The sequence below is a fragment of the Pseudoalteromonas sp. 2CM37A genome, from assembly GCF_023161885.1.
Classification (GTDB): Bacteria; Pseudomonadota; Gammaproteobacteria; order Enterobacterales; family Alteromonadaceae; genus Pseudoalteromonas; species Pseudoalteromonas atlantica.
Genome location: NZ_JALNTJ010000001.1, coordinates 378,345 through 392,275, shown reverse-complemented (window position 1 = coordinate 392,275; position 13,931 = coordinate 378,345). Strand labels below are relative to the sequence as shown.

The 13,931-nt window shown below is 38.9% G+C and carries 12 protein-coding genes; 4 read left to right on the top strand and 8 right to left on the bottom strand.

Annotation, left to right across the window (positions count from 1 at the left end):
- Positions 1 to 19 precede the first annotated feature (19 nt).
- Positions 20 to 1,837 carry a serine/threonine protein kinase gene (locus tag MTF68_RS01690; protein ID WP_248461456.1) on the bottom strand — a complete coding sequence of 606 codons (1,818 nt, stop codon included), beginning with the start codon at positions 1,835 to 1,837 and terminating at the stop codon, positions 20 to 22.
- A gap of 235 nt (positions 1,838 to 2,072) precedes the next feature.
- On the opposite strand from MTF68_RS01690, the gene MTF68_RS01685 reads away from it, so the two are divergent.
- Positions 2,073 to 4,088, top strand: a complete 2,016-nt coding sequence (locus tag MTF68_RS01685; protein WP_248461455.1) for a TonB-dependent receptor — start codon at positions 2,073 to 2,075, stop codon at positions 4,086 to 4,088.
- 60 nt (positions 4,089 to 4,148) lie between these two features.
- Here the strand turns inward: MTF68_RS01685 and MTF68_RS01680 are convergent, their stop codons facing one another.
- Complete coding sequence (locus tag MTF68_RS01680) at positions 4,149 to 4,808, bottom strand: NAD(P)H-dependent oxidoreductase (protein WP_248461454.1); 660 nt, start codon at positions 4,806 to 4,808, stop codon at positions 4,149 to 4,151.
- Between the two features lie 162 nt (positions 4,809 to 4,970).
- Positions 4,971 to 5,771 carry a hypothetical protein gene (locus tag MTF68_RS01675; RefSeq protein WP_248461453.1) on the bottom strand — a complete coding sequence of 267 codons (801 nt, stop codon included), beginning with the start codon at positions 5,769 to 5,771 and terminating at the stop codon, positions 4,971 to 4,973.
- Positions 5,772 to 6,200: 429 nt separating this feature from the next.
- Here MTF68_RS01675 and MTF68_RS01670 point away from each other — a divergent pair, with 429 nt between their 5' ends.
- Positions 6,201 to 7,400 (top strand): Nramp family divalent metal transporter, encoded by a 1,200-nt coding sequence (locus MTF68_RS01670; RefSeq protein ID WP_024032231.1) that lies wholly within the window; start codon positions 6,201 to 6,203, stop codon positions 7,398 to 7,400.
- Between the two features lie 13 nt (positions 7,401 to 7,413).
- Here MTF68_RS01670 and MTF68_RS01665 read toward each other — a convergent pair whose 3' ends face one another.
- The 4 genes from MTF68_RS01665 to MTF68_RS01650 all read right to left on the bottom strand — a co-directional run bounded on the left by MTF68_RS01665 (position 7,414) and on the right by MTF68_RS01650 (position 10,190).
- Entirely contained in the window at positions 7,414 to 8,319 is a 906-nt protein-coding gene (locus tag MTF68_RS01665) for a cation diffusion facilitator family transporter (protein WP_004586510.1), read from the bottom strand.
- A 76-nt stretch (positions 8,320 to 8,395) separates the two neighbouring features.
- Complete coding sequence (locus tag MTF68_RS01660) at positions 8,396 to 8,851, bottom strand: hypothetical protein (RefSeq protein ID WP_248461452.1); 456 nt, start codon at positions 8,849 to 8,851, stop codon at positions 8,396 to 8,398.
- A 17-nt stretch (positions 8,852 to 8,868) separates the two neighbouring features.
- The gene (locus MTF68_RS01655; protein ID WP_029772273.1) at positions 8,869 to 9,105 is read right to left on the bottom strand and encodes a hypothetical protein; all 237 of its coding nucleotides are present in this window, start codon (positions 9,103 to 9,105) and stop codon (positions 8,869 to 8,871) included.
- 71 nt (positions 9,106 to 9,176) lie between these two features.
- A complete protein-coding gene (locus MTF68_RS01650; RefSeq protein WP_248461451.1) occupies positions 9,177 to 10,190 on the bottom strand; it encodes a DUF5924 family protein in 1,014 nt (337 codons plus the stop codon).
- A 556-nt stretch (positions 10,191 to 10,746) separates the two neighbouring features.
- On the opposite strand from MTF68_RS01650, the gene MTF68_RS01645 reads away from it, so the two are divergent.
- Together MTF68_RS01645 and MTF68_RS01640 are read left to right on the top strand one after the other, a co-directional pair.
- Positions 10,747 to 11,721 carry a DUF1852 domain-containing protein gene (locus MTF68_RS01645; protein WP_024032226.1) on the top strand — a complete coding sequence of 325 codons (975 nt, stop codon included), beginning with the start codon at positions 10,747 to 10,749 and terminating at the stop codon, positions 11,719 to 11,721.
- A gap of 29 nt (positions 11,722 to 11,750) precedes the next feature.
- A complete protein-coding gene (locus MTF68_RS01640; protein ID WP_248461450.1) occupies positions 11,751 to 12,782 on the top strand; it encodes a methionine synthase in 1,032 nt (343 codons plus the stop codon).
- Between the two features lie 113 nt (positions 12,783 to 12,895).
- Here MTF68_RS01640 and MTF68_RS01635 read toward each other — a convergent pair whose 3' ends face one another.
- Positions 12,896 to 13,699 (bottom strand): Stf0 family sulfotransferase, encoded by an 804-nt coding sequence (locus MTF68_RS01635; protein WP_138576292.1) that lies wholly within the window; start codon positions 13,697 to 13,699, stop codon positions 12,896 to 12,898.
- Positions 13,700 to 13,931: the final 232 nt, after the last annotated feature.

Sequence of the window (13,931 nt, the reverse complement as noted above, 5' to 3'; positions counted from 1 at the left end):
AAGCTGCCCTTTTTTATTTTTACTGCGCTAATAATTTTGGATTTTTAGGAAAGAAATTCTCTGGTTGTTTTTCGCAAAGCGAAAATTCGCGAGTGTTTTTATAAGGAAGCTTCATAAATCCTGCTACCCCTACATCAGTAATGTTAACTGCATACTGCATTAATTTATTAAGTAACCGTTTAAACTCTACTTCTTTGCTTTCATCGAGTAAACGATAGTAATGGTGTATTTTCATTCTATCTGGCAGAGCTTCAAATATAATACAGCCCGTATGATGAATTTGATTTAGCTCAAACACGCATCTAATCACTTTTTTAGGAAGTTGCAGCTGCTCATCAGGATCTTTACCATCTTCAAAGTAAGAATGTGGACGTGCAATTTCGTTTGCCTTCATACTAACAACTTCATAATCAAGCTCAGGGAGGTTATCAAACTTAAACGCCCCGGTTCCATCTCGCTCTAATTGAATAGTTTTACGCGCATCAAATAAACAACACTTAAATAAACCTTTTTGACTTATCGCTTGAGCAAGCATTACGGTATTATTAATGGCATCGGTAAAGGCTGTTTTTAAACTTTCATCATGCATAATAAGCGATGACTCAACAAACAACGACTCATCTTTCCAATGAAAACTCAATCCACCCACTACTGGGTATTTAGCTAGGCGGCTAATTGAGGCCAAAAAGGCTTTTTCGGTATCGCCGGTATCAAACAAAAACTCTTTATAGTAGCGGTCTAATTGAGCATCGTTAACATCTAGCAGCTGCTGATTATGATCGGCTTGTCGTAAAAACTGTTTGCGCGAGCTATATACTACGGTGTCGGGCTTATCACCTTTGCCAAACCAATACGGGATAGCAGGACGAGGCTCCGCTTTTTTAAGCTCAGGTAAATACGCCTGAGCCATTTTGGTAATGTTACGCATAAAGTAATCGCCTGCGCCATCGCGTATGGTTTTATTTTTAGACAGCATGCCATCAATTACATTGGCAAACTCTTTGGGTAAGCCAAGTGAGCTTGCAGGAATGGCTTGCGCGCCAAAACGACACGACTGAGCGGAGGCAAGTGCATATAAGGTAGAAGCCACACCTTGTTCATCAAAGCGTGGCGATGACTGCTCACCCGACATTTGCGCATCACCTATAAAATACACATCGCCCATTCTGGCATTAGTAGTGCTTAAATCTCCCGACATTAAATCCATAAAATTACTGGCTATAGGCTCACCCTTACTATCAACCTGTGCGTAAACAGAGCTTCCCCAATCAACTAAAGACAGCGCATCGCTTTGCTCATCCCATACCAAATTAGAAGGTTTAATATCGCCATGCACTATAGGTTGAGGGGTTAAACCATTTTTATGATTACGCAGGTCAATTAGTACATTACGCAGCCGCACCGCTAATTGCATAATATGGGCGGCACTAAAACGCCCTTTTTTTAGCGATACTTTTTCAAGGTCTTCACCAATGGCGCGGGCCATCATTAGAATACCTTGCTTTTTTATACGCTCAAAAGCATAAAAGGTAGGCACTAGCGGGTTATTGATTTGCGAGAGCATATACGCTTCGTCTTCTAGGCGGTCGCGCACACTTTGGGCAAGCGTAATACGCGAGAACTTAAACACCCAAGGTAAGGCATTTTCGTCATTGCCAGCAAACACAAAGCCAAACGCGCCTGAGCCAATCATCTCTACATTTTTATACCCAAGCGCACTCAGTTGTTTAATACAAATATTAAGCCATTGACGGTGTTTTTTGGCATCTCTATGTGACAGCAAATAAACAGATTGCTCTTCGTTAATATAAAAATTGCGAATTTCTTTGGCTTTCAATACAGGCTCTTTGTTTTATAGGTTAAATAGTGAGTTAGCCACATGATTATTAGTGTTATATAGCCAGATTACAATACTCACTAGGTAGTTTTTACTCATACCTAAATAGCTGACTAGCTAAGTGCTAAACATGCACTATTACACCTTGCTAACAAATGTTGCATCCAATCGATTAGCTAAGCCGTATTTAAATTATCTGCTTATTTTAGATAGTAAATACATAGGGATTTTAGCGATGAAGAGATTAGCTTTACTTACACTGAGCACGTTATATAGCATTAGCACCTACGCTAATATAGAGACCCTTACTGTTTATGGGCATAGAGATGGTTTAATTGGCGAGTCTATCAGTGCCTCAAGCGGTATCATTGGTCAAGGAGAAATACAGCAGCGCCCCATGCTCAGAAGCGCCGAAATGTTAGAGCTTATTCCAGGCATGGCGGTTACACAACATAGTGGCTCGGGTAAGGCTAATCAATACTTTATTAGAGGCTTTAATTTAGATCATGGCACCGACTTTGCCACCAGCATTGAGGGCATGCCCATAAATATGCGAAGCCATGGACACGGGCAAGGTTATACCGATCTTAATTTTATTATTCCAGAAGCTATTTCAACTATTAATTACCAAAAAGGATCATACAGCGCTACACAAGGGGACTTTTCAAGTGCGGGGAGTGCGCAATTTAATTTAGCTAATAACTTAAAGCACAAGCAAATAGAGCTAAGCATTGGTGAAGATAACTATAAACGTGCAGTAGTGCTTAGTGCAGTTGATGTATCTAATGCCAAGTTAATAGCAGCAGCTGAGTGGCAAGGCTACGATGGCCCATGGGATGATATAAACGAAAACGTAAATAAAAAAAATGCCCTACTTCGTTATGTTGGCAAAGCTTTAAATGGAGATTTATCTATTACAGCAATGGCCTACGACAACACATGGCAATCAGCCGATCAAATTCCACAGCGCGCAGTGTCACAAAATATAACGTCACCCTTAGGGTCGGTTGATACCACCCTTGGGGGGAGTTCGAGTCGCTATAGCCTATCAAGTGTTTGGCAAGGCAAGCATATAAAAACCAGTATTTATGCCATAAATTACGATTTAACACTGTTTTCTAACTTTAGCTATTTTTTAAACGACCCTATAAATGGCGATCAGTTTAACCAACAAGATAGCCGCACTATTTATGGTGGTGCGCTAAGTTATCAATTTGACTCCCTTACTGCGGGTTTAAATATGCAGCACACTGCTGGGCTTGAGGTTCGCCATGACGATATAGACAAGGTAGGACTTTATAACACTAAAGCGCGAGAGAGACTCAATACAATAAGACAAGATGCCATAAAACAAACAAGCTATTCGAGTTATTGGCAAACAAAAATACTTTTCACACCTAAATTAGAGGCAACAGCAGGCGTGCGGTACGATTATTTTGATACCGATGTTAGCAGTATTACACGGGTAAACTCGGGTAAAGCAAACGATGACTTAGTAAGCTTTAAAGGCAGTTTAAATTATAAACTTACCGATTTGTTAGTCGCTTATGCAAACTGGGGGCAGTCGTTTCATTCAAACGATGCCCGCGGCACTACCATTAATATTGACCCTGTTAGCCAACAAAATGCCGAAAAAGTAGATTTACTGGTAAAAAGTGAAGGTGCTGAACTAGGCCTGCGTTTTGCCGATGATAAAAACGTTAATTTATCCGCCGCTTTATGGTGGCTTACACTCGACTCAGAGCTTTTATTTGTAGGTGATGCGGGTAATACAGAGCCCAGTGATGCATCAAAACGTTATGGTCTAGAGCTAAGTGCGTATTATTGGATTAATGAACGCTTTAGCCTAGACATGGAAGCCTCGTTTACTCATTCAAGATTAAATATAAACTCTGACAAAAACTATATAGAAGGCGCAGTACCTGTTGTTGCAAGTGCAGGTTTAAATTGGCATATGAGTAAAATGTGGCAATCATCATTTAGAGTACGCCACATAGGTAAACGTACGCTTTCTGACTCTGGTGATATTCGCTCTGAACCATTAACGGTAGTTAATAGTGCTATTAGCTATAAACAAACTCACTGGAAAGTCGATTTTGAATTACTAAATTTATTTGATAGTACCGATCACGATATAGATTACTACTACGCTTCGCGTTTACCGGGCGAGCCTGCACAAGGTGTAGAAGATAACCACTTTCATCCTATTGAGCCTCGCACAGCCCGCTTATCAATTAGCTTATTATTTTAACCGAACAAAATGCTGTATATATAAACAGTATACATATAAAAGCGCACCTTAATACATTTTTTAAGGTGCATTTCGCTGAGATGGCGCTGTTTTAAAACTTTTTAACATAGCGTGGGGATCTACGTTTTTACTATGTTGGCTGCTCGCCTGTGCCCACCACATCAGTTGGCTAAAAGTACGCGAATAATAATTAAACCACGATTTTTCTTCTTCACCCTCTTGCATTGAACCATCGCTATTTAGCACCTCTTGCGCCTTTGGTACATGAACCATTGCAGAGACTGGCAAACACCCAAGTTCAGATAAAAAGGTACGTAAACTAATTGCCGCACGTAATCCTCCCCATTGCCCTGCCGAATAGGTGACAATAGCGCTTGGCTTATACGAGAACAACGAGCTGCCAAAATGGTTTAGCAAATCAGCTAATGCCGGGCTCATACTATGATTGTACTCTGGGCTTACCATTATATAGCCATCGGCTTGGGTAATTTTATCTGCTAAGGCTGTTAAATGTGCTGGAGCTTGGCTTTTTGCATAGGCAAAATGAGGTTTAAATACATCCTCTGAAGGAAAGTCGAGCGCGTCTATAAGTTCAAACTCGTGCTCGCTGTAGCGCTCGTTTAAACAATTGAGGCATGACTCAGCCACTCGCTCTCCTAATCGTGCTGGGTTAGGGGGTGTGCTATCTCTAACGGTGCCTAAAAAAACTAAAAATTTCATAAAAGCCTCTTTAATTGAGTGTTGTACCCACTATACCTTAAACCAAAAACATATTAAAAATGCGAGGCTTTTATTTGTTTACACAATTTTTAGCACTCTAAACAAAAATTAATAAGGGTGGCACCCATCACTTACGCTTTAACGCTAACGCCAAGCCTACCCTCAATTAAATTGATAACTAACACCAAACCCTGCCCAAAATAAGGAGCGTAAATGTTCATCACCGCTATAGTGTGCAGCATCTTTGTTTATTGCAACGCTGTAACTGGCATAGCCAGATAGCATGACATTATTTAATAGTTGATAAGATAAATTAGCAGCAAGTTTTACGTTATTAAGGCCATTGTGGCCATCGCTTACATAACCACTATTAAAACCCGCCGCAGTTTGCAGCTCCAATCGCATTAAATCACTAAATGCATACTCTTTTGTAATTCCCATCTCTATAAAAGAGCCGCTTAGCGATAACGAGTGGTAGATACTCGCTATTGCATGTATATCCCAATCATATGCATAGCTTATATCGAGGCTAAGCTCATTATCATGGGAACTTACTCCTTCCTCGCGTGCTTTTATATGGTTGTAACCTGCATACAAAGTTAGGTGTTCTGCAAGCTCAGTTGAATAAATAGCATTTAAATTTAGCTCATCGTAGTCATTATCAGTGCCTGTTGCTAACCAGGGAATAAACGTAAAGTCATTGTAATTTATTTCGCCCGCAATAGACGCTAAGGCGCTACTAGGCAAGTTATCGCGCCCTTCTGTCACATAATGGCTTTCCCATAAAGGATGAATATGAATATTTAATTTTTCATTTTCGTGGTCAGTGTGTGCAACGCTTTTTATATTCCCGCCTACACCTACCTCAAGCTCGTGTAGCGATTCATTCGCAGCGCTTTTACTCGTACCTAAAGCCAGCGAGATAATGCAGATAAAGTGACAGAATTTTAAATTAGTTTTCATTAAAAGGTCCAAAACCAAAAAGTTGCGCATAATAGTGCTATTTAACGAAGCTCAGCAATAAAAAGATGCCTTTTTAAACAATTTATTTAAAAAATGGCTCACATCATTAAAAAACTAAGTAACTTGCTCATTTTACAATCTATAAGGTAGGATAAAAATGAGAAACCAACAACGCACATGGCTGATTTATAAATATAACTCGCGCATATTGTGCAATTAACAAGCAGGTAATCGTTTGGCTCTTTAAATCTATATATAAGTTGGTATCCTACGCGGCTTTTTGATAGTCATATTAAAATAATTACCCAGAGTTTAAGGTTAATTAGCCAAGGTGGGGCTCTCGCTGCATGGCACGTAAAGTGGCAGCAATCTAGGTTCAACGTAATAAAACGTTGTTCTAAATTTAAAAGCAAATATTAAGGTAACAGTATGCGATTTGGCCCAGGATTACTTGTAACAGCCGCATTTATTGGCCCCGGAACAATCACAACGGCAAGTGTTGCCGGTGCAAACTTTGGGTTTGCATTAATTTGGACATTACTTTTTTCGGTTATTGCCACTATTTTGTTGCAGTCTATGGCTGCTCGATTAGGAGTAGCAACAGGGCAAGATTTAGCACAAGCGTTACGTGCACACATTAAAACCCCTTATCTTAAAGCGCTTGCTAGTTTTTTAGTAATAAGTGCTATTGGTGTAGGTAGCGCTGCATATGAAGCCGGAAACCTCAGTGGTGCAAGTATGGGGTTGGTTGGTATTTTCCCAGGGGTAAGTGCACAAATATGGACGCCGTTAATTGCCGTATGTAGCGCTATTCTTTTATACAGTGGTAAGCACAAAGTGGTAGAAAATGCATTAATACTGCTGGTGATCCTTATGAGCCTGGTATTTATATCTACCCTAATTATGGCTGCGCCACCAATGGCTAAAGTCCTCGCTGGGTTTATACCTACAATGCCAAGTGGCTCAATTACAACGGTATTGGCCCTCATTGGCACAACCATTGTACCGTATAACTTATTTTTGCACTCTGGTGTTTTAGCAGCGCAAGATCATTCTAAAAGTGATAAAGATACTGTTATTAAACAAACTAACTTAGATACAGGTTTATCAATTACGCTCGGTGGGGTGATCACCCTTGCCATTTTATCAACCGCGTCTGTTGCCTTTTATGGCACCGATGCCGGTAAAATTAGTGCAGCAAATATGGCCGTGCAACTTGAGCCATTACTTGGCGAAGCAGCGCATTACTTTTTTGCTATTGGCTTATTTGCCGCAGGATTAACCAGCGCAATAACAGCCCCATTAGCAGGCGCGTATGCGGTATGTGGCATGCTTGGTTGGTCAAGCGAAATGAGTAACACCCGTTTTAAAACAGTCGCCATTACTATTTTAGCTTTTGGTGCATTTGTGGCCTCACTGGGGCTTGACCCTGTTGCGGTAATAATATTTGCACAAGCTGCAAATGGATTACTACTGCCCATTATTACCGCATATTTGGTGTGGTTAGTGAATCAAAAATCAGTCATGGGAAAATACACCAACTCAACACTTTTAAATGTAGTTATATTACCCGTGCTACTACTCATTTTTTCGTTAAGTTGTTACAAGCTATCAGGGTTAATTTTTTAAAACCAATTAACGTTTAACCATGGGCATGCCCATGGTTAAACATACAACCTGCGCTGCCTTGGCTGCTTTCAACTTGAATGGTGGCGTGTTCAATGTCAAAGTGGTCATGTAAATGGTGCTGTACTTCAATTAAAAAGTCGTTATTTAATGCGTTGTTGTCAGTTACTAAGTGAACAATAAGCGCAGACTCTGTGGTACTTAGTGGCCACACACGTAGCCCATGCACTCCTGTTACATGCTCAATACTTAAAAAATACTGCTTTAGTTTTTCTATACTAATATTTTTGGGTACGGCGTCTGTGGCGTAATTAAGCGAGTCTTTAAATAATCCCCACGTGCCAATAAACACAATCACGACAATACTCAAACTTACAACAGGGTCTACCCACTGCCAGTTTTTAAATAAAATAACAATGCCGGCAATTACCACACCTAAAGACACCGCTGCATCGGCCGCCATATGTAAAAAGGCACCTCTAATATTTAAATCGTGCTTTTGCCCTTGCACAAACAACAACGCAGTTAAGGTGTTAATTACCACACCAATAAGCGAAACCACTATAACCGTCATGCCTGTAACCGGCTGAGGGTTTTCAAAACGCTCTATGGCATGCCAAGCTATGCTAGCAAGGGCAGCCATAAGTAAAACAGAGCTCATTAAAGACGCTAACACCGTTGATTTTTTATAGCCAAAGGTGCGCTTGTCGGTAGCTGCTTTACTTGCCAAAACATTTGCCCCCCACGCAAGTAATAAACTAACCACGTCGCTTAGGTTATGTCCTGCATCGGCTAAAAGCGCGAGGGAGTTGGCAAAAAAACCGTACCCGGCTTCTATCACGACAAATATAAGATTGAGTAAAACGCCTATAGCAAACGCGCGATTATAGTGACTAATATGATGGCTGTGATCGTGACTCATGTTGCTCCTTACATAGTAAATAACTTGATTAACCTGAGCTGTGAAAAATCTATTTTTAGCGCTCGCTGTGTTTAATTTATAAGGTTAATGAGGTATGTGTTCTAAAAAGTTTAAGTGTACCTAATAAATAAAACAGCCCATAAATACTGCATACAATTGAGCTTACAATCCAAAATACAATTGAGTTGTGATGAATTAACTGACTGGTTGTTACAAAAGGAGCTATTAATCCTGCTATCCCCCTTAGTAAATAAACACCTGTTATTAATACCAAAGCCGTTTTTAAAAAAGGCAGCTTTAAAATAACACCTGCGTCAGAGAGCGCATACATGCCCCAAATAGCAAGTATGGCTGATATAATTAAAGTAACAAAGGTAGGATACGTACTTCCCTGCTCAGCCAACTGCGCCATGTGCTCACCAGCACCAAAAAAGCGATACCAATCAGGGCCGCCAAAAATACAGGCAATATGTAAAAGTGACGCTATAAAACTTAAAACCCCTGCTATAACCAATAGCTTATTAAACTTCATATACTTATAAACCTAAGTTATTGGCTTATGTAAGCAACAAAACCAATTAACGCTGCGTAAAAGCTAAAGCCAAGTAAACATATTAGGTAAACGTTTTTAGCTTTATTTGCCTTAAAGCTCACATAATCTTTAATGTCAGCTTTAAACTTACCAAAGGTGAATACGTTTAAAATTGCACAGCCGGTAGAGTACAAAATAAACCCTAAAATGGTTTCTATCATTAGCCACATAACTATATCTAAAGCAATGCTCATAACACTCATCCATTAAGTAATGTAAAAACAGCGTATCAAATCTCTAGTTGATTATCAGCGTATTTATAGCGTTAAGGTGTAACAATAAATTTCGTAAGCCCTATTAATTGCCCCGACTCAGTTACCACTTTTACTTGCCACTTGCCTTTAGCATCATGCGGAAAATTTACTTTATGAGTCCATGCTCTGTAGCCTTGTTTTCGCCCGCCATTAATATTGAGCGTAATTCTGTCGACCTCTTTTTTATTGTGTATCCATACATGAAATATTTTTTCGTTTAGACCTCTTGGCGCTTTTACTGCGGTCCATGTGTATAACCCTTCATGATGAAGTGTATATAAATCAAGAGTATCTATACTTCCTAGTGGTTTTTTATGCTCAACATCTACTTTGTGTGCCAAGGTAATATTGGTTAAACGCAGGGCTGCTGGCGGTACAAAACTGCGAAGCTGCCAAACCCCGGCGCTTATTACGCATAAAATTAAAACTAAAATAGGAAAACGCCACCAGCGCGCATCAGGCATTAAGTTTGTTAAGCTAGGTAAAGTAATAAGCACTGAGGTTACAAGCGCAATTGCTAAGCTTTGGCTCGTAGTTAGGTTTAATAAAATAGGTAACGTAACAAGCAAAACCACAAATAATGCAAAGTTATGAAATACTGTAAACAGCGTGCGGTTTTTAGCTAACTTTTTATAATAAAATGGATCTATTACCGATATGAAGGCACATATAATAATCAGCGATGTGAATAGTGCTTGTGGGTGATCCCACTGGGTAACCGCTAAAAAAAACGGTAACGCAAAAAATAGGCTTTCTTGCTGCACCATTTGCAGTGCAAAGCGCATTACATTGGGAGATACGGCTACCCCAAAGCGCTCTTGTACTTTATCGCGTAGCCAATTGTCGATGATCAACCAAAACCAGCTCACCAGTAAAACAATGGCAATAACCTGCGAGAACGACTCTTTTCTATCGACCATTACATAGCTTGCAACACCTGAGCAAAACGCCAATACAGCCAATAGCCCTGGTCGCTTTTGCATTGCCACTATAAATTGAGTAATGAGATTTTTTAGTTTGTTCATTTATTTTAGTGTCCGTACATAATGTACTTTATTATTATCAAGTTAGTTAAAACAGTGTAACTAAGCCTAGATGAACAACACATAGATGCCTGCTGGTATAATTGTTAGTTGTTGCATTAAAAACCACTCCCTTTTAACCGCTATTTTAATAAATAAGTGCCTATAACTCGCCGTAAAACTACAGTAATTTTTAAAACTGTAACTTTAAGCGTTAATTAAAATAAGGGTTACAGCCGTGACTGAATTTTATTAATGCGCAACGTGAAATTACCACAACAAACACATCTAGACGTCTAAACACCTGTAAATTATACGCTGCACTATTTTTTTACATGCCTAAACACAGGTTTATATTCTCTCAGTAACACATTTAATTTATATAAATGAATCAAACTCATGTTTTATGTGAAATTAAACCGTTTTTATTAAAGCACCAATTAACGTATAAATTATCCATCGGCCAGCGCTTATAAGCATTAAGCCTGTTTATTACAAAACCACCCTTTGGGCACGCTAAAAGCTCAGGTTTTAAATATACAATATGGATAGAGTTACCATGAGTAAAAACATTACATTTAATATTAAAAGTCAGCGCCTTGATGAAAACTACCAACCCGCTGAAAACACCCGTATTACCACTAATTTTGCAAACTTAGCACGAGGCGAACACCGCCAACAAAACTTACGAAAAGCGCTAAATATGATCAACAACCGCTTTAACACCCTTGCTAATTGGGATAACCCAACCGCTGAGCGCTACAGTGTAGAGCTTGAGATTATTTCTGTAGATATTGGTTTAGATGAAAACAGCCAAAGCTTTCCTTCTATAGAAATATTAAAAACGAATATTATTGATACCAAAACAAACAAGCGCATAGAAGGTATTGTTGGTAATAACTTTTCATCGTACGTTCGCGACTACGACTTTAGCGTGTTACTTCAGCAACATAATAAAAATAAACCACAATTTAGTATTCCCGATAATTTTGGTGAGCTGCATGGTAAGTTATTTCAATCGTTTGTAAGCTCCAACACCTATAAGCAACACTTTAAAAAGCCACCGGTAATATGCCTCAGTGTGTCAGATAACAAAACCTATCATCGCACTGCCAACCAGCACCCTATTTTAGGTATTGAATATCAACCAAACGAGTCTTCGTTAACAGAGCAATACTTTAAAAAGATGGGCCTACAGGTGCGTTACTTTATGCCTGCAAATAGTGCCGCACCCTTTGCCTTGTTTTTCTTTGGTGACTTACTAAACGATTACACCAACCTTGAGCTAATAAGCACCATTAGCACAATGGAAACCTTTCAAAAAATTTATCGTCCAGAAATTTATAACGCCAATGCCAAAGCGGGTAACGCCTTTAAGCCTAATTTAAAAAATGCCGACCACTCGCTCACACAAATTATTTACGACAGAGATGAGCGCAGTAAATTAGCCGCCGAGCAAGGCAAGTTTGCTGAAGAGCATTTTATAAAACCGTATAAATCAGTGCTTGAGCAATTTACAACAGCAAACGTTTAACCTTATTTTAATAAAGGGTCACTCTTATTATGAAAACTTTATTACCTACATCTACAGCTGGCAGTTTACCAAAGCCCTTATGGCTTGCAGAGCCAGAAACCCTTTGGTCGCCGTGGAAGCTTCAAAACAACGAACTTATTGAAGGCAAAAAAGACGCCCTGCGCATTGCACTTCACTCACAACAACTCGCTGGTATTGGCATAGTGAGCGATGGCGAGCAAACACGCCAACATTTTGTAACTACATTTATAGAGCACCTAAACGGTGTTGATTTTGAAAAACGAAAAACCGTAAAAATACGCGACCGTTACGATGCAAGTGTTCCAAGCGTAGTGGGCTCTGTTAGCCGACAAAAACCTGTATTTGTAGAAGACGCTAAGTTTTTGCGCTCGCAAACAAAACAACCTATAAAGTGGGCACTACCCGGCCCAATGACCATGATAGATACACTTTATGACGACCACTACAAAAGCCGCGAAAAACTAGCCTGGGAATTTGCCAAAATACTCAACCAAGAGGCCAAAGAACTAGAAGCCGCAGGTGTTGATATTATCCAATTTGATGAGCCCGCGTTTAATGTTTTTTTTGATGAAGTAAACGATTGGGGCATTGCCTGTTTAGAGCGCGCAATTGAAGGGTTAAAATGCGAAACTGCTGTGCATATTTGTTATGGCTACGGCATTAAAGCCAACACCGATTGGAAAAAAACACTTGGCAATGAATGGCGTCAGTACGAAGAAGCTTTTCCTAAATTACAGCAATCAAATATTGATATTATCTCACTTGAGTGTCACAACTCACACGTACCTATGGACTTACTTGAACTGCTCAGAGGTAAAAAAGTAATGGTAGGCGCTATTGATGTTGCCACCAATGAAATAGAAACACCCGAAGAAGTAGCCGCTACTTTACGCAAAGCCCTACAGTTTGTAGATGCCGACAAACTCTACCCCTGCACAAACTGCGGCATGGCCCCGCTTTCGCGTGAAGTTGCAAACGGTAAGCTTAACGCATTGAGTAAAGGCGCGGAAATAGTAAGAAAAGAGCTATTAGAGAAGTAAAGGTTTATCTAAAAGTGACTATCATTAAATTGGCCCACTAGTATATTTTTACTAATGGGCCATTAAATATAAAAAGCACGAGGAAAAAATCGCTTAACCTATAAATATACAAATTAAGACAACACTTTCTTAACCTTTTTCTTAATCTTTTTTATAAGTTCAGGTTTTTGTTCAGGAATTAATTTACTTGATAAGTTAAACTCTGAGCAAAAACGTTCTTCCCATTCTTTGTTTAGCTTATTACTTTGTTTACTCGTAACTTGTTCAGTAGGTATATCTTCAACATTTACTGAAACACCCATAAATTTAGCTATATCAGAAATAGTCTTATCCAAATTATTTTTGACATTATCAAAATTCATTTCCATATAATTACAGTCACTCGCCGCGAGAGAATATCGCCAAGACGAGTTATTTTTAATAATACTTTTAAGACTTTTATCAATACTCGAGTAATCATATTCAGGGTTTTCGTTTACAGGCTCTTGCCCCGCAATCCATACCCCAGTTTGGCTTGCTATTGATAAAGACACAGCTTGATTAAGCACATTTTCTCTTGATAACAAAACATAATAAGCATCAGGAAAATAATTAACTAATTGTTCAAATCCACCAAATTCTTCAATGTGCTGATAATGTAACTTTATTCCAAATACCCCATTGGGTGATGTTCTGCGTTTTTGTATCTCATCTAAAACCTCATAAAAATCATCGGTTTTAAATTTTTCTTTCCATTTTTTTAAATTAGCAGGATTGGCATATTCTAGGGGAAAACCGAACGCATGCGTATTATGTAAAGCATGACCAAGCATATGACTACCACAACGTTCAGTTGATGCGATAATAAGCACTTTTGTAGGTTTAGAAACTCGTGGGTAATCATGCTCTTCTAAAAACTGTTCCTCATATAAGTGCATAAACAGATCCTTGTTGTTTAGTGAAAATAATAATAAATCATTAAAAATACTACACCTATAGAATAGGCTTGTAAATATTGTATATTTTCATTAAGCAACATATATAGTGCAATAGATTGATAATAAAGGGATTAAAAAGTTCAAATATTGTACACACGCATTATTCTTCAGAATAATCTACATTGTATAATTTTGTTAAAAAAACGATAAATCCTATCGTATTGAAAATATA